Source organism: Nonomuraea sp. NPDC048892 (assembly GCF_040649735.1).
GTDB lineage: Bacteria > Actinomycetota > Actinomycetes > Streptosporangiales > Streptosporangiaceae > Nonomuraea > Nonomuraea maheshkhaliensis.
Map to the genome: position 1 here is coordinate 757,423 of NZ_JBEZFZ010000003.1, position 18,949 is coordinate 776,371.

Annotated in this window: 13 protein-coding genes; 5 read left to right on the plus strand and 8 right to left on the minus strand. The window is 70.7% G+C overall.

The features are described 5' to 3' along the window. Window positions 1-219: 219 nt before the first annotated feature. Complete coding sequence (locus AB0C28_RS13060; protein WP_358074214.1) at window positions 220-1,062, minus strand: aminoglycoside adenylyltransferase domain-containing protein; 843 nt, start codon at window positions 1,060-1,062, stop codon at window positions 220-222. Window positions 1,063-1,202: 140 nt separating this feature from the next. Between AB0C28_RS13060 and AB0C28_RS13065 the strand changes: the two genes are divergently transcribed. Further along, the gene (locus tag AB0C28_RS13065) at window positions 1,203-2,237 is read left to right on the plus strand and encodes an aminotransferase class I/II-fold pyridoxal phosphate-dependent enzyme (protein ID WP_357843486.1); all 1,035 of its coding nucleotides are present in this window, start codon (window positions 1,203-1,205) and stop codon (window positions 2,235-2,237) included. Between the two features lie 116 nt (window positions 2,238-2,353). Here AB0C28_RS13065 and AB0C28_RS13070 read toward each other — a convergent pair whose 3' ends face one another. Then, window positions 2,354-5,560, minus strand: coding sequence for a PDZ domain-containing protein (locus AB0C28_RS13070; protein ID WP_358074217.1), 3,207 nt, complete (start codon window positions 5,558-5,560; stop codon window positions 2,354-2,356). Between the two features lie 147 nt (window positions 5,561-5,707). Between AB0C28_RS13070 and AB0C28_RS13075 the strand changes: the two genes are divergently transcribed. Together AB0C28_RS13075 and AB0C28_RS13080 are read left to right on the plus strand one after the other, a co-directional pair. Beyond that, window positions 5,708-6,136: a hypothetical protein gene (locus AB0C28_RS13075; RefSeq protein ID WP_357843480.1), complete on the plus strand. Its 429-nt coding sequence runs from the start codon at window positions 5,708-5,710 to the stop codon at window positions 6,134-6,136. Window positions 6,137-6,186: 50 nt separating this feature from the next. Then, window positions 6,187-7,155, plus strand: a complete 969-nt coding sequence (locus tag AB0C28_RS13080) for a TIGR03557 family F420-dependent LLM class oxidoreductase (protein ID WP_357843477.1) — start codon at window positions 6,187-6,189, stop codon at window positions 7,153-7,155. 87 nt (window positions 7,156-7,242) lie between these two features. Here AB0C28_RS13080 and leuS read toward each other — a convergent pair whose 3' ends face one another. Together leuS and AB0C28_RS13090 are read right to left on the minus strand one after the other, a co-directional pair. Continuing rightward, complete coding sequence (leuS, locus tag AB0C28_RS13085) at window positions 7,243-9,690, minus strand: leucine--tRNA ligase (RefSeq protein ID WP_357843474.1); 2,448 nt, start codon at window positions 9,688-9,690, stop codon at window positions 7,243-7,245. Window positions 9,691-10,183: 493 nt separating this feature from the next. Then, window positions 10,184-10,654 (minus strand): hypothetical protein, encoded by a 471-nt coding sequence (locus AB0C28_RS13090; protein ID WP_358074220.1) that lies wholly within the window; start codon window positions 10,652-10,654, stop codon window positions 10,184-10,186. Between AB0C28_RS13090 and AB0C28_RS13095 the strand changes: the two genes are divergently transcribed. Then, window positions 10,653-12,074 (plus strand): hypothetical protein, encoded by a 1,422-nt coding sequence (locus AB0C28_RS13095; protein ID WP_358074223.1) that lies wholly within the window; start codon window positions 10,653-10,655, stop codon window positions 12,072-12,074. The two genes, AB0C28_RS13090 and AB0C28_RS13095, sit on opposite strands and share 2 nt — an antisense overlap. Before the next feature lie 16 nt (window positions 12,075-12,090). Here AB0C28_RS13095 and AB0C28_RS13100 read toward each other — a convergent pair whose 3' ends face one another. The 4 genes from AB0C28_RS13100 to AB0C28_RS13115 form a co-directional block, all read right to left on the minus strand. Continuing rightward, window positions 12,091-13,332, minus strand: coding sequence for a cytochrome P450 (locus tag AB0C28_RS13100; protein WP_357843465.1), 1,242 nt, complete (start codon window positions 13,330-13,332; stop codon window positions 12,091-12,093). A gap of 127 nt (window positions 13,333-13,459) precedes the next feature. Continuing rightward, window positions 13,460-14,299 carry an alpha/beta hydrolase gene (locus tag AB0C28_RS13105; protein WP_357843462.1) on the minus strand — a complete coding sequence of 280 codons (840 nt, stop codon included), beginning with the start codon at window positions 14,297-14,299 and terminating at the stop codon, window positions 13,460-13,462. Window positions 14,300-14,341: 42 nt separating this feature from the next. Further along, window positions 14,342-15,595 (minus strand): cytochrome P450, encoded by a 1,254-nt coding sequence (locus tag AB0C28_RS13110; RefSeq protein WP_358074226.1) that lies wholly within the window; start codon window positions 15,593-15,595, stop codon window positions 14,342-14,344. Between the two features lie 31 nt (window positions 15,596-15,626). Continuing rightward, the gene (locus tag AB0C28_RS13115) at window positions 15,627-17,174 is read right to left on the minus strand and encodes a GMC family oxidoreductase N-terminal domain-containing protein (protein ID WP_358074229.1); all 1,548 of its coding nucleotides are present in this window, start codon (window positions 17,172-17,174) and stop codon (window positions 15,627-15,629) included. A 149-nt stretch (window positions 17,175-17,323) separates the two neighbouring features. On the opposite strand from AB0C28_RS13115, the gene AB0C28_RS13120 reads away from it, so the two are divergent. Then, entirely contained in the window at window positions 17,324-18,862 is a 1,539-nt protein-coding gene (locus AB0C28_RS13120) for a long-chain fatty acid--CoA ligase (RefSeq protein ID WP_357843453.1), read from the plus strand. Window positions 18,863-18,949: the final 87 nt, after the last annotated feature.

Here is an 18,949-nt window from a genome sequence, read left to right on the forward strand (position 1 = left end):
GGTAGGGGCGCCTCCGTGTCGGCAGCAGCCTCGAACGGCTCAGGCTGATGATCGTCCGGAGACTGCCTCTCCGCAGGGCAGGTGCGGCTGACGGTCCACAGGGCAGGTCAGCTGTGGGTGTGGCAGTTGTTCGTCCACAGCGCAGATCAGCTGTGGGTACGGCGGCTGTCTGGCCGCCGGGCAGGTCGGCCGCGCGTGCGGCGGCTCGCCCGCGAGGCGTCAGCGGTTGTGGTAGAGCTTGTGGGCTGCGGTGATGGTGTGGTCGGCGAAGTCCAGGACGTCTCTTCTGCGTTCGAACGGGGAGCCGTACAGCGAGCGTCTCGGCGTGCCGAAGTGGTCGCCGAGGCCCGAGAGGACCCCCGCCACCGTCGGCGTGGCCGTGTCCTCCTCGCGGAGTCGCAATGCCTCGTTCACCACCCGGTGCCAGCGCTCCGGGAAGACCTCCAGGGCGTGGCGCCCAGCCTCTGTCTTGGAGGTGATCTCGCCGGTCGCCAGCGTGTAGTGCAGCCGGGCTACGCCCGTCACCAGCCAGACGGCGCCGTACCCGCCCAGGCAGGTGAGGCCCCACGGGGAGAGGGGGCGGGCGGCGCGGGTGAGCAGGCGGCGCCAGTAGAGGTCGAGGTTGCGGTCGGTCCAGGCGGCCAGGGCGCTGGGATCGTTCCAGATCTTCAGCTCCTCCGGCTCGGGCCCCCGGCAGGTCAGGCCGTGGCGGGCGAGGGTGTGCCAGGTGACGGGGTTGAGGGTGCCCCGGCGGTCGAGCCGTCCCGCGCGGGCCTGGGGGCGCTCGCCCAGGCCGGAGGGGTCGTGGCCGAGGTCGTCCCAGGTGAGGTAGACGCCTTCGAGCGGATGGGCGCCGAGCTTGGTGTGGATGCGTTCCAGCACCTCGGCCGGCGGCGGGTCGGCCGTCACCGCCACGAAGTCGACGTCGCTGGTACCGGGCCGGTAGTCGCCCAGTGCCGCCGAGCCCTCCAGATAGAGGCCCTCCACCAGACCGGGAGCCTCCGCGTCGGCCAAGATGAGATACGTCTCAACTATCGCGGCGATCTTCGGGTGGGGCGTCATGGCCGCCCAGCCTGCCACAATCCGCCGCACCGCCTCATCACAATCACGAATCCTAGAATGAGCGAGTGAAGGACGTATATCCCCCCATAGACCTAAAATCCACGCATGATGGGCTTAAGTGGTCGGCAGTCGAGCCCGGGGTGATCCCCGCCTGGGTCGCCGACATGGACCTGCCCACCGCCCCCGCCGTCACCGAGGCCCTGCTGCGCCGGGCGGCCGGCGATCTCGGCTATCCGACCTGGCTGCTGGACCAGAACGCTGGCCCGCTGGCCGAGGCGTTCGCCGAGCGCATGGCCGCCCGCTACGACTGGCGTCCCGACCCCGCCCACGTGCGCCCGTTCAGCGACCTCAACCAGGCCGTCCAGGCGCTCCTCCAGGTCTGGACCAAGCCGGGCGACGGGGTGGCCGTGCACGCCCCGCTCTACCATCCGTTCCTGGACACGTTGCAGATCATGGAACGCCCGCTCCACCCGATCCGGATGGAGCCGGACGGCGCCACGTGGCGCTTCGAGGTGCCCGACCTGTCGGACTGCCGGGTGCTGCTGCTGGTGAACCCGCACAACCCCACAGGCCGTGTGTTCACCCACGCGGAGCTGACCGCGCTGGCCGAGAGCGCCGAACGCCACGACCTGCTCGTCATCGCGGACGAGATCCACGCCGACCTGGTCTACGAGCCGCACCGGCACATCCCGTTCGCCACGATCCTGCCCGAGCGCACGGTCACGCTCACCTCCGCCACCAAGGCGTTCAACCTGGGCGGCATCCGCTGCTCGGTGGCCCACCTCGGGCATCCCGGCCTGCGCGCGGCCATGGACGCGCAGCCCCCGTTCGTGTACGGCTCCCCGAGCGTCTTCGGCGTCGAGGCGACGGTGGCGGCCTGGCGGCACGGGGACGACTGGCTGGCCGAGACCGTGGCCCTGCTCGACCGGCACCGGCACACCCTCGCCCGGCGCCTGCCCACCGGGTTCGGCTACCGCGTCCCGGAGGCGACGTACCTGGCCTGGCTGGAGGTGGGGCGGCCGGGCATGGCGGAGGTGATCGAGCGGGAGGCCAGGGTACGGCTGAACGATGGCGCGGCGTTCGGCCCCGGTGGTGAGCACTGTGTACGGCTCAACTTCGCCACCACCGAAGCCATCCTGGACGAGATCATCGACCGGTTGATCCGCGTCGTCTGACCCGCGTCGTCTGACCCGCGTCGTCTGACCCGCACCGCCGGGTCCGCACCGCCGGGTCCGAGGCCCGCCCGGGCCGGTTCATACCGGACCCGAGCAGGCCTGTGGCAAGGCCGCGGTCAGCTCAGCGGGGGAAGGTCCGGCGGGGTGGCCGCCGGGTGTTCGTCGAGGGCCGCGAGCGCGAGCTCGATCGCCTTGTCGAGCTGCGGATCCCGCTCCGCCACCCGGTCCTGCGGCGTCATCACCACCTCGACGTCAGGGTCGACGCCGTGGTTCTCCACGCCCCAGCCGGGCCCTTCGAGCCAGAACGAGTACCGGGGCTGGGTGACCACGGTCCCGTCCACCAGCGAGTAGCGGCTGTCGATGCCGATCACGCCGCCCCACGTCCGTACGCCGACCAGCGGCCCGATCCCCCGGTTCTTGATGCCCGCGCTGACGATGTCGCCGTCGGACCCGGCGAACTCGTCGGCGATCGTCACCACCGGCCCGCGCGGCGAGTCCTCGGGGTAGCGCATCGGCTTGTAGCCGCGCGGCAGCGCCCAGCCGGTGACCCTGCGGGACAGCTTCTCCAGCACCAGCTCGGACAGGTGCCCGCCGCCGTTCTCGCGCACGTCCACGACGAGTCCTTCGCAGGCCATCTCGGTACGCAGGTCGCGGTGGAACTGCGCCCACCCACTGGCCACCATGTCAGGAACGTGCAGGTATCCGAGCCGACCGCCCGACGCCTGCCTGACGTGGGCCCGCCGGCTCTCCACCCACTCGTGGTAGCGCAGCTGCGACTCGTCGGCGATCGGGGTGACCACGACGCGGCGCACGTCACCGCCTGAGCCGGGCCGTACGGTCAGCTCGATGGGATGGTCCGCGGTGCCGGCCAGCAGCGCCAGCGGCCCGCGTACCGGATCGACCGGGCGTCCGCCGACCGCGAGGATCGCGTCGCCTGGACGGACCGCGACGCCGGGCGCGAGCAGCGGCGAGCGGGCGGCGTGGTCGGACGACTCGCCCGGCAGGATGCGGGCGACGCGCCACACGCCGTCGTCGTCCCTGGTCAGGTCGGCGCCGAGGAGCCCCTGGCGGCGTCTCGGGTCGGAGCCGCCGCCGGCCGCGTACGCGTAGGCGTGGGAGGTGCCCAGTTCGCCCTGCGCCTCCCAGAGCAGGTCGATCAGCTCGGCGCGGGAGCCGATGCGCTCGACCATCGGCTCGTAGCGGTCGAGCACGGCCTGCCAGTCGACGCCGTTCATGTCCGCGCGCCAGTAGTGGTCACGCATGAGCCGGCCCGCCTCGCGGTAGGCCTGCCGCCACTCGGCCACCGGCTCGATCTGGACGGCGATGCGGTCGAGGTCGATGGTGACGACGTCGTCGCCCTCGCTCGCGGCCCTGGTCTGCAGGCCGTTCTTGCCGTGGGTGACGAGCCTGGAGCCGTCGCCGCTGACCTCGAACGAGCGCACCTCCTTGGCCAGCTCGGACTTGGAGCGCTTCTTGAGGTCGTAGCGTTCGAGGACGACGTCCGGGCTCTGGTCGCTGCCGTCGCCGAGGCGCCCGGCGATCGGGTGACGCAGCCAGAGCAGCGCGTCCTTGGCCGCGCGCAGGTTGCCGTAACGTCCGGCCTGCACCGGTACGGGGACCACACGGCCGAAGATCCCGTCGGGATCGACCTCGGTGCGCGGCGGCTCGTCGTCCTTCTTCTCCCCCTTCGCGGGCTTGTCGTCCTCGCCGTTGAAACCGCGCCCCTGCAGCGAGGGGTCGAACGGTGACGGCGTGGCGGCCTGCAGCGGCACGATGTACGGCTTGGTCCCGTACGCGAACGCCAGGTCGAAGGCGTGCGCGTCGTAGACGGGGTCGAACGTGCGCACCGACAGGAAGGCCAGGTGCTTGCCGTCCTTGGTGAACACGGGGTCGTAGTCGACGAAGCGCGGCGGGGTCACCTCGATCACGGAGGTGCCGTCCACCCGTCCCATCTTGATCTGCGTCAGGCGTACGTCGTGCGGATGCGCCCAGGCCAGCCAGCCGGAGTCGGGCGAGAACGTCAGGCCGCTCACGTCGCCCTGCTCGGTCCTGTCCAGCTCCCTGACGTTCTCGCTGTCGAGGTCGACGACGAGCAGCCGGCCGTCGTGCGTGGCCACGGCCACGTGTTTGCCGTCGGGGGCGGCGGCCAGCTCCAGCACCCGCCCGAGCTGACCCGCGGCCAGCGTCCTGACCTCGCCGCCCGGGGTGCCGATCTCCAGGCCGTCCTCGCCGGTGGCGTCGGACACCCACACGGCCTTGCCGTCGGCGTCGAGGACCTGCGGCAGCCGTACGCGGACGCCCGGCTCGGCCCGCAGCGCGCCCGCGGGCCCGTCGCGGTGGGTCACCCAGTGGGCGGTGCCGCGAATCTCGACGGCGCTGGCGCGCCCGGTCGCGTCCGGCGCATACGCCCCGACCCGCAGCGGCGCCGGCCGCCTGGCGCGCCCCGGCCGCGGCCCGCCGAGCGTCACGTCCAGCCGGTACGGCTCCGCGTCCAGGCTCTCCATCAGCCACAGGTCACCGGCGTGGCTGTAGACGACCCGCTCGCCGTCACTGGTGGCGTGCCTGGCGTAGAACTCCTCGTGGGAGCTGTGCCGGCGCACGTCCGACCCGTCGGGCAGGCAGGAGTAGACGTTGCCGACGCCGTCCACGTCGGACAGGTAGACGATCCGGTCGCCCGACCAGCTCACCGACCAGTACTGCGCCGCGCTGTCGGCGAACAGGCGGGTGAACTCGCCGTTCCCCTCGGCGTCCACCCAGATCTTGGCGGCCGTGCCGCCCCGGTACCGCTTCCACTGCGACGGCTCACGCCAGATCGACGACACGGTGACGACCCGCGCGCCACCCCCGGCCCCAGCCCCAGCCCCAGCCCCAGCCCCGGTCGCAGCCTCGCCGATGGGCCCGTTGACGCTCACGTCGCTCACCCAGCCGTACGGCAGCCGCGCGGCCGGCCCGCCGTCGAGCGGCACCGCGTACGCCCACCGCCGGGTGTCGGAGCTCTGCCCGGTCGCGCTGACGGCGAGCACCCGCCCGTCCGCCGTCCAGCCGCGGACCGAGGTCGAGCCGCCGCCCCAGTGCGTCAGCCGCTCGCCCTCCCCGCCGTCGATCTCGGCCGCGAACACCTCGGCGGCGCCCTCCCTGGTACCGGTCCACGCGATGCGCGCGCCGTCGGGCGAGAACCTCGGGTACGACACGGAGACGCGGTCGGCGGTGAAGCGCCAGGCTCTTCCTCCGGTCAGCGGGGCGAGCCAGACGTCGTCGTCGGCGACGAAAGTGACCAGGTCACCGTGCAGGTGCGGGTATCTCAGGTATGCGCCATTTGTCACAGCTGCACACTAGTCCGCGCGGTCAAGCCCGGCCTATGGATTCTTCCGCCAGCGGACGTGCCCTGTCCCAGGAAACCGCATATCAGAGAGGCGGAGGTATGGAGGGATAAGGGATTAAATGTCGGGTTTTCGGAGAGATGAGGACACATGAAGATCTTCGCTCGCGCCCACCAGGTGCCACCGCGCCTGGCCGCCGCGGCCATCATCCTGCACTCCGGCCTCGGCAAGACCCACGTGGACGAGCAGGACGCCGCGGCCACGCACGGCATGGCCGCGGCCGCCTACCCCTTCCTCGGCCGCATGGACCCTGCGGCGTTCGTCAGGCTGCTGTCAAGGTCCGAGATCGCCCTCGGCGTGGCCCTGGCGGCGCCGTTCGTGCCGTCGCTGCTGGCCGGAGCCGCCGTGACCGGCTTCGCGGCGGGACTGCTCGGCCTGTATCTGCGCACGCCGGGGATGCGGGAGGAGGGCAGCCTGCGCCCGTCCGCGCAGGGACTGGCCGTCGCCAAGGACGTCTGGCTGCTGGGCATCGGCCTCGGCCTGGTGATCGAGGAGCTGCGCGAACGCGGCCATCATTGATCTCCGCTTCCTCGACGCTAGACCAGACAAAGTCGGGGTAGCCGGGACGCATGGTACAGATCGGCTACACCTTGATGTCCGAGCAGACCCCGGCCCGTGAGCTGGTCGACTACGCCGCCGCGGCCGAGCGCACCGGCTTCGACTACGCGGTCATCTCCGACCACTATTTTCCCTGGCTGGAGGAGATGGGGCACTCGCCCTACTGCTGGTCGGTGCTGGGTGCCGCGGCGCAGGTGACCGAGCGGCTGCCGCTCATGACGTACGTGACCTGCCCCATCATGCGGTACCACCCGGCCGTGGTGGCGCAGAAGGCGGCCACGATGGGGGTGCTCAGCAAGGGCAGGTTCACCCTGGGGCTGGGCGCGGGCGAGAACCTCAACGAGCACGTCATCGGCGAGGGCTGGCCGCCCGTGGACACGCGGCACCGGATGTTCGCCGAGGCGGTGCAGATCATCAGGGAGCTGTTCAGCGGCGCGTACATCACCCGCCAGGGCGAGTTCTACGACGTGGACTCGGCCAAGCTGTACGACCTGCCGGAGCGGCCCGTCCCCATCGGCATCGCCGCCTCCGGCGGGCAGTCGGCCGAGCTGGCCGCCGAGTTCGGCGACGTGCTGGTCGTCAACGAGCCGATGCCGTCGGTGGTGCGGCAGTTTAAGGCGGCGGGGGGTGAGGGCAAGCCGATCTACGGGCAGCTGCCGATCGCGTACGACACCGACCGCGAGGCCGCCGTGCGGCGTGCGCACGAGCTGTGGCGCTGGTCGAGTGTCGGCGGCTGGAAGGTCATGGCGGAGCTGCCGGGACCGGTGAACTTCGCCGCGGCCGCCGGCACCGTCCGCCCCGAGGACGTGGCGGAGAGCGTGCCGTGCGGCGACGACGTGGCGGCCGTGGTGGAGGGCGTCAGGAAGTTCGCCGACGCGGGTTACACGCACGTGGCGCTCGTGCAGATCGGGCACGACCAGCAGCAGCCGTTCTTCGACTGGGCGGAGAGGAAGCTACTGCCGGCCCTGCGCGAGCTGTGACCCGCCCCGGGGGCCGACCCAGTGATCGGCGCTGTGTCCGATCCTATGGCCGATTTTGGGGCCGGCCGCAGGGGGGACGAAGGGTGACTAGGGGACGATGTTGACCAGCTTGGGCGCGCGGACGATCACCTTGCGCGGCATGCCGGTCAGGTAGGGCGAGACCTTGTCGGAGGCCAGCGCCAGCGCGCGCAGCTCGTCCTCGCCGATGCCGGGCGGCACCTCCAGGCGGTCGCGCACCTTGCCCGCCACCTGCACCACGCAGGTGACCGACTCCTGCACCAGCAGCGCGGGATCGGCCACCGGCCAGCCGCCGAACGCGACGGGGCCGGTGCGGCCCAGCCGCTCCCAGCCCTCCTCGGCGGTGTAGGGGGCCACCAGCGACAGCAGGATCGCCAGCGTCTCGGCGGCCTCGCGCACCGCCGGGTCGGCCGCGCCGGGACCGGAGTCGATGGCCTTGCGCGCGGCGGAGGTCAGCTCCATCATGCGGGCCACCGCCACGTTGAAGCGGTAGGAGTCGATCAGCTTGGTGACCTCGTCGATGGTGTGGTGGGTCACCTTGCGCAGCTCGGTGTCACCGCTCTCGAACGCCACCCCTGGCTCGCTGGCGACCTCGGACATCACCCGCAGCGCGCGGGCCAGGAACTTCTGCGAGGCGCCCGGCGACAGGTCGGCCCAGTCGATGTCGTCTTCCGGCGGCCCGGCGAAGATCATGGTCAGCCGGACGGCGTCCACGCCGAACTCGTCGATCTGCTGGCCCAGATCCACGCCGTTGCCCAGGGACTTCGACATGGCCTTGCCGCCGTTGATCACCTGGCCCTGGTTGAGCATGCGCACGAACGGCTCGGTGAAGTCCACCATGCCCATGTCGTGCAGGACCTTGGTGAAGAAGCGGGAGTAGAGCAGGTGCAGCACCGCGTGCTCGATGCCGCCGACGTACTGGTCGATCGGGCCCCACTTGCGCACCTGCTCGGGGTCGAACGGGCCCTCGGTGTAGCCGGGCGAGCAGTAACGCAGGAAGTACCAGGACGAGTCGACGAAGGTGTCCATCGTGTCGGTGTCGCGCCGGGCCGGGCCTGAGCACTTGGGGCACGCGACGTTGACCCAGTCGGTGGCGCTGGCCAGCGGGGAGACACCCTTCGGCGCCAGCGCCTCGCCACGCATGTCGGGCAGCGTGACGGGCAGCTGCTCGTCGGGTACGGGCACCTCGCCGCAGTCGGGGCAGTGGATGATCGGGATCGGCGTGCCCCAGAAGCGCTGGCGGGACAGCAGCCAGTCGCGCAGCCGGAAGTTCACCGCGCCGGTGCCTCTGCCGTCGACCTCCAGGATCTCGATGATCTTGGCGATGGCCTCGGTCTTGGTCAGGCCGTCGAGCGGCCCGGAGTTGACCAGGGTGCCCTCGCCCGGCGTGGCCTCGCCGGTCTCGCCGGGGTCGGCCAGGCCGGTGTGCACGACGACCCGCACCGGCAGGTCGAACTTGCGGGCGAAGTCGAGGTCGCGCTGGTCGTGCGCGGGCACGGCCATGATGGCGCCGTGGCCGTAGTCGGACAGCACGTAGTCGGCCGCCCAGACCGGGATGCGCTCGCCGTTGACCGGGTTGATCGCGTGGCGGCCCAGGAAGACGCCGGTCTTCTCCTTGTCGGTGGCCAGCCGCTCGATGTCGCTCAGCTTGGCGACCTCGGCGCGGTAGGCCTCGAACGCCGGGCGCTGCTCGTCGGTGACGATCTCGTCGGCCAGCGCGGCGTCGGCGGCGACGACGAAGAACGTGGCGCCGTAGAGCGTGTCGGGGCGCGTGGTGTAGACGTGGACCGGCTCGTCGCGGCCCTCGATCTCGAACAGCACGTCGGCGCCCTCGGAGCGGCCGATCCAGTTGCGCTGCATGGTCAGCAGCCGCTCGGGCCAGGCGTCCAGCTGGCTCATGTCGTCCAGCAGCCGCTGCGCGTAGTCAGTGATCTTGAAGTACCACTGCGTCAGCTCGCGGCGGACGACGTCGGCGCCGCAGCGCTCGCACTTGCCCGCCACGACCTGCTCGTTGGCCAGCACCGTCTGGTCGTTGGGGCACCAGTTGACCAGGCCGCCCTTGCGGTAGGCCAGGCCGCGCTCGAAGAAGCGGTTGAACAGCCACTGGTTCCAGCGGTAGTAGTCGGGGTCGCTGGTGTGCAGGCGGCGCGACCAGTCGAAGGCGATGCCGTAGCGCCGGAAGGAGTTGGCCTGCGTCTCGATGTTGGCGTAGGTCCACTCGGCCGGGTGCGCGTTGCGCTTGATGGCGGCGTTCTCCGCCGGGAGACCGAAGGAGTCCCAGCCGATGGGATGCAGGACGTTGTAGCCCTTCTGCATCCAGTAGCGCGCGACGACGTCGCCGATGGCGAACACCTCGCCATGGCCCATGTGCAGGTCGCCGGACGGGTAAGGGAACATGTCGAGCATGTAGCGGCGCTCGCGGGGGTCCGCGGCGTCCTCGCTCGCCCGGTAGGGTTCCTGCTCCTCCCATCGCTGCTGCCACTTGGCCTGCAGCGCCTGCGGGTCGTACTCACTCACGGCTTGTGTCCTTCTGGCTTGACTCGGACCCAATAAGAAAACCCCCCGTGCACACAACGAGGGGCGGAGCCGCGACGGCGGACTCTTCAGGGCCGTCGCGGCCCGCTAAGAAGCAGGGTCGCGGAACGCACGTGTCAAGCCTAGCGCACCTCTTCGGCTGAATGCAGACACTCGATCGAGGTCCGGGGGCACAATGGATCCTTCAGGCCCGGCGAGACCTGATGGTGATGTATCCGTTGTGACCTCATTCGTCCCAGAAGAATAGCCTTGTTGAAGTGGTGTACCCAGCTGAGCCCCATAGACCGGACGGCGACCTGCCGATGCAGGACCCGCCGACCGATCCTCATGGCTTCGCTCGTTTCGCTGCGGAACCACCTACATCTCCTGGAAAATCCCATGAGATCATGCGTGAGACGTCAAATCCGGATATAACGGGACATCCGGACACAACCTCGGGAGGGCCGGCAGTAATGGCAACGGAGAATTCCGGACCTCACCTGCCATCCTCCTGGCCTGAGGCACCTCGCCGCGAGGCGCCCTCCTGGCCTGACTCGCCCGCCGAGGTGCCGACGTCCTGGCCCGACAGTTCGCGGTCGTCCCACCCCGAGCCGTCCTGGCCCGAGCCGCCGCGCAAGGATCCGTCCTGGCCCGATCCGCCCGGCGGCGGGCGCAGGGAACCGGCCGGCGGGCCGCCGTCGTGGCAGGACTCCTCACACGGAACGTCGCCCTCCTGGCCCGAGCCGCCCCGCCAGGACGCCGGCCGCGCGCCACTCCCGTACGACGCGGGCCGGCCCGAGGGACCCCAGCAGGACGTGCCGATGTCGTGGCCGGAGGCCTCCCCGCAGGACGCGCCCGGCTCCTGGTCGGGGAACTCCTCGCCGGACGTGCGGAGCTCCTGGCCGGACGCGCCGCCCCAGAGCACCGCGGGCCCGGCCGCCTGGCCGGAGGTCTCGTCGAAGGGCATGCCCTCGCCCGGCGGGCCGGCCGTCCCCGACCCGGTCCCCGCGTGGGCGCAGCCGCCCACCCCCTCCCCCGACGCCTGGTCCAACCTGTCCAGCCCAGCCCCGTGGCCGGCCGAGCGCCCCGCCGCCGACGGCGAGCGCGCGACGCAGTACGGCTCCCCGAACATCCCGGCCGACGCGCCACCCCCGCCGCAGGTGCATCCGGCCGACGAGCGCACGGTCACCTACGGCCAGCACACCGAGAACCTGCTGAACGAGCGCGCCGTGCCGTCCGCACCCGGCGACCGCGTGGTCCACCCGGCCTCCCCCGGCGACCGGGTCGTCCACCCCGCCCCTCAGCAGCCCGGCGGCGGCCAGCACGGCGGAAATCAGCACGGCGGCAATCACCAGGGTGGCGGCCAGCACGGCGGCGGCCGCCCCAACGGCCAGCCCAACGGCCACCAGGGCCCTCAGCACGGTGGTCCGCCCAACGGCCAACAGGGCCCTCAGCAGGGCGGCCGCGGCGACGGGCCTCCCGACGAGTCCGCCCGTCCCGGCCACAAGCTCAGCCGCGACCCCTCCGACCCGGAGCACCGCTTCGTCACGGCCGGCCAGATCAGCGGCTCGCGCACCCCGCCCCCCGAGCGCCAGCAGGAGCTCTGGAACACCGTCTTCGGCGACAACTACCAGGCCATGGGCGAGCACGACGCGCTGGACGACGAGGACGCGGGCCGGCCGGTCTGGGTCTTCGCGCTCGGCGGCTCGGTGGCGGTCGCCCTGGTGGTGGCGCTGCTGTGGGCGTTCCTGTGGGGCCCGCTGGCCGGCGAGGACGCCTCGAGCGCCGGCGTGGCCGAGAAGGCGACGGCCACCCCGACCAGCCCGAAGAGCACCAAGACCTCGTCCTCGATCGGCGCGCTGCCGAAGTATCCGGGCAAGGCGTCCCCGGTGATCGGGCGCGTCCCGGACGCGGCGGCCGGGATCTCGATGCCGCGCCTGGGTGGCACGTGGCAGCTCGACCAGCGCGCCACGGTCAAGGCCACCTACGGCTTCGACACCCGCCAGTACGTCCAGGTCGCCCCGGAGCGGTATGCCACGGTCATGTCGGGCCCGCTGTCGGCGCGGCTGGCCACGTACTACGAGCGTGACGACCTGGAGCCGGCCATCAGGCAGGTGGTGCTGAACGCGCGCAAGCGGTTCTTCCCGGCGGACAACAAGGTGCGCAAGATCGCCCAGCAGCCGATCAAGGTGGGCGACCAGACGGGCCGGCTGATCGCCTACCAGCTGACGTCCAGCACCGAGAAGGCCACGCTCGTGACGATGGCGGTGAACACCGGCGCCGACGTCCCCGCGATCGTCTACATGTCGATCCCGTCCACGAGCAAGCAGTTGCTGCCCGACATCCGCACGGTGATGAACCAGATCAGGCTGAACACGCAGTCGTGACCCGCTGAGCGGGCGGTCAGAAGGTGCACTCCATGTGCTTGATCCCGTTGATGAAGCTGGAGTGCAGCCGGTCCGGCTTGCCGCCCTCGACGTTGGGGACGCGGCGCAGCAGCTCGCGGAACATCACCGTGATCTCCCGCCTGGCCAGGTGGGCGCCCAGGCAGAAGTGGGGTCCGGGGCCGCCGTAGCCGACGTGGGGGTTGGGGTGGCGGGTGATGTCGAAGCGCTGCGGGTCGTCGAAGACGGCGGCGTCCCTGTTCGCCGCCCAGTAGAACAGCACGGCCTTCTGCCCCTTGCGGTAGAGGTGGCCGTTCATCTCGAAGTCCCTGGTGAGCTTGCGGCGCATGAAGTTCACCGGGGAGGCCAGCCGGACGATCTCCTCGACCGCGCCGGGCGCGCGGCCGTCGAGGTCCTCCAGCCACAGGGCCCGCTGGTCGGGGTTCTTGGTGAGCAGGCGCAGGCCGTAGGAGATGGCGTTCCTGGTGGTCTCGTTGCCGGCCACGACGAGCAGGATGAAGAACGAGCCCAGCTCCTGCATGGTCAGCCGCTCGCCGTCGATGTTGGCGTTGACCAGGGACGACGTCAGGTCGGCCGTGGGGTGGTCGGCGCGGTGGGCGGCCAGGTCCTGGACGAGCTGCTGCAGCTCCACGCCGGCGTTGAGCAGGCGCTCGGCGATCTGGTCGAGGTCGCCGCCGGTGTACTCGGGGTCGAAGCCGCCGAGGATGATGTTGGAGCGGTCGAAGACGTAGCCGTAGTCGCGCTCGGGGATGCCCATCATGTCGCAGATGATCTTCAGGGGCAGGCGGGCGGCCACCTCGGTGACGAAGTCGCACCCGGGCCCCTTGGCCAGCAGGTCGTCCACGATGGTGACGGCCGCGGCCTCGACGTCCGCCTCGAACTGTTTGATCATCTTGGGGGTGAAGGCCCTGGAGACGATCCGGCGCAGCCTGGCGTGGCGGGGGTCGTCCATGTTGATCATCGAGCCGAAGTACTCGGCGAACTCCGCGGGCATGTCGGGGATGTTCGTCGCCCCTCCGTCTCCCGAGCAGAACACCTCGGGGTTGCGGCTGGCTTCGAGGATGTCGGCGTGCTTGACCAGGGCGTAGTAGCCCGGCCCCTTGGGCGCGTAGGACATCTCCATCTCCTCGAAGAAGGCGGGGGTGTCACGCGCGCGCAGCCGCTCGAACGCGTCCTCGCGCTCGCTCATGGGCTTGGCCCAGAAGTCGCGGTCCGACAGGTCGAAGTCCAGGACGCTCATGTGCCCATCATGGGAAAAGCGGGCACTTACGTCAATGGTTTCGACGTACACCGTACGTACGCGGCCGGGAAGCCGGTGCCTCCCAGCCGCGCGAGCGGCGTACGAGAAGGGGAACCCCAGCAGAGGTTCAGGCCGCCGGGCCGAGCCAGTCGAGGATGAGCCGGTTGACCTCGGCCGGCCGTTCGAGCTGCAGGAAGTGCCCGGCGCCCGGCACCACCTCGGTCCGCGAGCCCTCGGGCAGGTGGCTGAGCGCGTCCTTGGTCAGGTCGGCGCTCAGGCAGCCGTCCTCGGCCCCGTGCAGGTAGAGGACGGGCCCGGCGACCCCGCCCTCGACGGCCGGATAACGGCCCGAGGGCGGCGTGGTGCCGAGCATGGCCCGGTAGTAGCCGATGGCCGCGGCGAGGTTCGCCGGGGCGCCGATGCTGCGGCGGACGAACTCCAGGTCCTCGCTCGCGTCGTAGCCCGGCGACCAGTCGCGCCACAGGTTGTCGATGAAGCCGGGAGCCGCGGCGGCCGACTCGGCCAGCGCCGTCTGGAAGAGGAAGATGTAGAACGAGCGCTTGAGCTGCTCGTACTCGAGGAAGCCACCCGCCAGCGAGCCCGGCGGCGGCACCGAGAGCGTCACGGCACGGCGGAAGCGGCCGGCGGTGGCGTAGACGGGGAAGGCGCCCCAGTCGTGTCCGATGACGACGGCGTCGTCGCCGCCACCCAGCTCCTCGTGCAGCGCGCGGAGGTCGGCGACCAGCGCCGCGTCCTCGTAGGCGCCGTCGGCCGGGACTTCCGTGGGAGCGTAGCCCCGCATGAAGGGCGCGACCGCGCGGTAGCCGTGCTCGGCCAGGGCGGGCATCAGGTGCCGCCAGGTGTGCGCGGTGTCGGGAAAGCCGTGCAGGCACAGCGCCAGCGGCCCCTCGCCCAAAGACAGATACGCGAACTCCACACCATTGGCGTGGATAGTCCTGATCTCCATGACTGCGAAACCTAGCACGACGGCCGCGCTCCGACCGGGCGCTCAGAAGGTGTAGCGCAGGTGCTTGATCCCGTTGATGAAGTTGGACAGCAGGAACTCGGGCTCCCCCACCGCCCTGATGCCGGGCAGGCGGGTGAACAGCTCGCGGAACATCACGGTCATCTCCCTGCGCGCCAGGTGGGCGCCCAGGCAGTAGTGGGGCCCGGGGCCGCCGAAGCCGACGTGCGGGTTGGGGTCGCGGGTGATGTCGAAGCGGTCGGGGTCGGTGAAGACCGACTCGTCGCGGTTGGCCGAGTTGTAGAAGAGCAGCACCTTGTCGCCCTTGTTGTACGCGACGCCGTTCAGCTCGTGGTCGCGGGTCAGCGTACGGCGGAACTGGATCACCGGCGTGGCGTAGCGGACGATCTCGTCGCAGGCCCCGACGATGCGGCCGTCGAAGTCCGCCAGCAGCAGCTCGCGCTGCTCGGGATGGTCGGTGAGCAGCTTGAGCCCGTACGCGATCGCGTTGCGGGTCGTCTCGCTGCCCGCCACCACCAGCAGGATGAAGAACGAGCCGAGCTCCTGGGACGACAGCCGCTCGTCTCCGTTGACCAGCAGGCTGACCAGGTCGCCCGTGGGCCTGCGGCGGCGTTCGTCGCCCAGGCGGGCGGCCAGGCGGTTGAGCGAGAAGCCGGCGTGCAGCAGCTTGACCAGGCCGCGGGCGACGTTGACGCGGCTGAAGTCGGGCGACAGGCCGGTGTACTCGGGGTCGGCGTTGCCCAGGATGACGTTGGTCCGCCGCAACACCATGTCATGAAATTTCTCGGGAATGCCCATCATGTCGCAGATGACCCGCACCGGCAGCCGCGCCGCCACCTGCGTCACGAAGTCGCCGGGACCCTCGGCGACCGCCCGGTTCACGATCTCGGCGGCGGCCCGCGCCAGGTCCTCCTCCATCTTCGACAGCACGCGCGGCGTGAACGCGCGGGAGACGATCCGGCGCAGCCGCGCGTGCCTCGGGTCGTCCATGTTGATCATCGAGCCGAAGTAGACGCTCAGCCAGCGCGGCATGTCGGGGATGCTGTTGGAGCACGGCTCACTGCTGAAGACGGCCGCGTTCCTACTGGCCTCGGTCACGTCGGCGTGGCGGACCAGGGCGTAGTAGCCCGGCCCGCCGCCGACGAACGGCACGGCCTGCTCCGGCACGAAGGCTGGACGCTCCAGCTCGCGCAGCTTGCGGAAGGCTTCCATGCGCTCGGCCTGCGGCCGTCCCCAGAACGGGATCTGCGACAGGTCGAGGTCCACGGGCAGCGTCATACCGTCGAGCCTACGCAAGTGACCACTTACGTCAAGCCTCGGCGCCCTTGATCAGGTCGGCTCCCTTCTCGCCGATCATGACGGCGGGCGCGTGGGTGTGGCCGCGATTCAGGGTCGGCATGACGGAGGCGTCGGCGACCCTGAGCCCCTCGACGCCGCGCACGCGCAGCTCCGGGTCCACGACGGAGCCGTCGTCGGTGCCCATCCTGCAGGTGCCGACCGGGTGGTAGAGGGTCTCGCCGCGCTCGCGTACCCACCGGGCCAGCTCCTCGTCGGTCTCCGGCGCCCAGTAGGGCGCCATCGGCCCGCCCGCGAACCGCTTCATGGCGTCGGTGGCGAACACCCGCTGAGCCGTCCGCAGCCCCGCGACCAGGCGTCTGACGTCGGCCTCCGCGCTGAGGTAGGCGGGGTCGATCAGCACGTCCGCGCCGTTCAACCCGACCCGGCCGCGGCTCTCCGGCTGCAGCAACACGACGCCGACGGTGAGCCCGTGACCGGTCGGCGGCGTGAGCCCGTGGTCGATGAACGGCCCAGGCGCGAAGATCAGCTCGATGTCGGGAGCGGGCTCGCCGTCCGAGGTCCTGATGAACGCCACCGCCTCGCCCACGTTCGTGGTCAGCATGCCGGAGCGCGTGACGAGGTAACGCAGCAGGTTGCCGATCGACTCGGCCCCGGTCAGGGTCACCGGCCTGGTGCACTCGACGAACACGCCGCTGGACAGGTGGTCCTGGAGGTTCTTGCCGACCTCGGGCAGCTCGTGCACGATCGGCACCCCGGCGTCGCGCAGCTCGTCGGCCGCGCCCACACCCGAGCGCATGAGCAGGTACGGCGAGCCGATCGCGCCCGCCGCCAGGACGACCTCCCGCCTGGCCCCGATCCGGGTGCCGCCGCCGTACTCGATGCCGGTCGCCCGCTTGCCGTCGAACGTCACCCGGTCCACGGCGGTGCCGGTGACGACGGTCAGGTTCGGCCGCGAGACGGCCGGGCGCAGGTAGGCGTCGGCCGAGCTCCATCTCCTGCCCCGGTTCTGGGTGACGGGGGTGGGGCAGTAGCCCTCGTTGGAGCGGCCGTTCAGCTCGCCCAGGCGGGTCATCCCCATCTCCTCGCACGCCTGGAGGAAGGCGGCCGTGGTGACGTTGGGGCTGCGCAGCTCGGAGACGTAGAGGGGGCCGCCGGTGCCGTAGACGCCGCCCTCGTTGCTGCCGACGCGGCGCTCGGCCCTGGTGAAGTAGGGCAGGACGTCGTCGTACGCCCAGCCGGGGACGTCCCACTGGTCGTAGTCCAGCTGGCAGCCGCGTACGTACATCTGCGCGTTGAGCGAGGACGAGCCGCCGAGCACCCGGCCTCTGGGCCAGTAGAGCTCGCGGCCGGACATCTCGCCCTGCTTGGCCGTGGTGAAGTTCCAGTCGTACTCGGTCTTGAACAGCTTGGCGAAACCGGCCGGCATGCGGATCTCTAACTTGTCGTCCTTGCCGCCCGCCTCGACCAGGGCCACCGAAACACCGGGATCCTCCGACAGCCGGGCGGCCAGCACGCAGCCGGCCGAGCCCGCCCCGACGATCACGTAGTCGTACTCCATGACCCCCTCCTGGGGTAAGTAACGTCCTCCTTGCTTAGCGGAAGGGCTCACGCGCGTCCATATCCAGTTGTGACCTGAGTTACCTACCAGTCGGTATGTGGGGCCTGCGAAGATGGCGCCGAAGCCGGTTCTAGAGGGAGGAAGGCGTCATGCTGAATCTGTCGATCGTCCTGGAGGACAGCGCCAGAAACACCCCCGACGGCACCGCCATCGTCTTCGGCGACATGCGGCTGCCGTACTCCATGATCGACACTGTGGCCAACCAGGTCGCGAACCTGCTGATCTCACGCGGAATCACCAAGGGCGACAAGGTCGCGCTGGCCTGCCCCAACCTGCCCTACTTCCCGTTCGTCTACTTCGGCATCCTGAAGGCCGGTGCCACGGTGGTGCCGCTCAACGTGCTGCTGCAGTCACGCGAGATCGCCTACCACCTCGACGACAGCGACGCCAAGGCGCTGTTCTGCTTCGAGGGCACGCCGGAGCTGCCGCTGGGCGAGCGCGGCCGGGCGGGCTTCGAGGCGGCGGAGGGCTGCGAGCACTTCTTCGTGCTGCCCGCTACGCCGCTGGCCACCGAGTCCGAGCACGGCGAGTCGATCTGGGCCGCCCTCGGCGGGATGCCGGCGGAGTTCCAGACCGTGCAGACGGCCCCCGACGACACCGCGGTGATCCTCTACACCTCGGGCACCACGGGCCAGCCCAAGGGCGCCGAGCTGAGCCACCAGAACATGCTGCTCAACGCCATGGTCAGCGACAAGATGTTCCCCTCGGACGCGGAGCAGGGCGACACCTACCTCGCGGTGCTGCCGCTGTTCCACTCCTTCGGCCAGACCGTCGTGATGAACACCGGCTTCCTGCGCGGCGCCACGGTGGTGCTGATGCCGCGCTTCGACCCGGGCGAGGCGCTGGCGCTCATGGTCAAGGAGAAGGTGACCTTCTTCGCCGGGGTGCCCACGATGTACTGGGGCATGCTCACCAAGATCCACGCGGACGGCGCGGAGGTGCCCACGTCGCTCAGCGTGGCGGTGGCCGGCGGCGCGTCCTCCCCGGTCGAGGTGCTCAAGGACTTCGAGAAGACCTTCGGCATCGGCATCCTGGAGGGCTACGGGCTGTCGGAGACCGCGCCGGTCGCCAGCTTCAACCAGCCCGGCCGGCCCACCAAGCCCGGCACCATCGGCACGCCCATCTGGGGCGTGGAGATGAAGCTGGTCGACAGCGACTGGAAGACCGTCGAGGGCGAGGGGCCCGGCGAGATCGCCATCAGGGGCCACAACATCATGAAGGGCTACTACGGCCGCGCCGAGGCGACGGCCGAGGTGATGAAGGACGGCTGGTTCCGTACGGGCGACATCGCCACCCGCGACGCCGACGGCTACTACTCCATCATCGACCGGGCCAAGGACATGATCATCAGGGGCGGGTTCAACGTCTACCCGCGCGAGATCGAAGAGGTCCTGATCAGCCACGACGACGTGTCGCTCGCCGCCGTCGTCGGCGTCGCGCACGAGTCGCACGGCGAGGAGGTCAAGGCGTACATCATCCGCACGCCGGGGTCGACGATCACCGAGGACGAGCTGATCGCCTGGAGCCGGGAGAACATGGCGGCCTACAAGTACCCGCGGATCATCGAGTTCCGCGACTCGCTGCCGATGACCGCCACCGGCAAGATCCTCAAGCGCGAGCTGCGCTGACCGTCTCTCTTCCGAGGCGCGGGCTCCGCGCCTCGGACCCCTTTGTCCGCTTATCCGCGTGCTCGGTCGGGCCGGGGTTCGGTAGCT

Coding starts and splice junctions, on each gene's coding strand:
- AB0C28_RS13060 (WP_358074214.1), bottom strand. CDS start 1,062: ATGACGCCCCACCCGAAGATCGCCGCGATAGTTGAGACGTATCTCATC.
- AB0C28_RS13075 (WP_357843480.1), top strand. CDS start 5,708: ATGAAGATCTTCGCTCGCGCCCACCAGGTGCCACCGCGCCTGGCCGCC.
- AB0C28_RS13080 (WP_357843477.1), top strand. CDS start 6,187: ATGGTACAGATCGGCTACACCTTGATGTCCGAGCAGACCCCGGCCCGT.
- AB0C28_RS13095 (WP_358074223.1), top strand. CDS start 10,653: ATGCCCTCGCCCGGCGGGCCGGCCGTCCCCGACCCGGTCCCCGCGTGG.
- AB0C28_RS13090 (WP_358074220.1), bottom strand. CDS start 10,654: ATGCCCTTCGACGAGACCTCCGGCCAGGCGGCCGGGCCCGCGGTGCTC.
- AB0C28_RS13100 (WP_357843465.1), bottom strand. CDS start 13,332: ATGAGCGTCCTGGACTTCGACCTGTCGGACCGCGACTTCTGGGCCAAG.
- AB0C28_RS13105 (WP_357843462.1), bottom strand. CDS start 14,299: ATGGAGATCAGGACTATCCACGCCAATGGTGTGGAGTTCGCGTATCTG.
- AB0C28_RS13110 (WP_358074226.1), bottom strand. CDS start 15,595: ATGACGCTGCCCGTGGACCTCGACCTGTCGCAGATCCCGTTCTGGGGA.
- AB0C28_RS13115 (WP_358074229.1), bottom strand. CDS start 17,174: ATGGAGTACGACTACGTGATCGTCGGGGCGGGCTCGGCCGGCTGCGTG.
- AB0C28_RS13120 (WP_357843453.1), top strand. CDS start 17,324: ATGCTGAATCTGTCGATCGTCCTGGAGGACAGCGCCAGAAACACCCCC.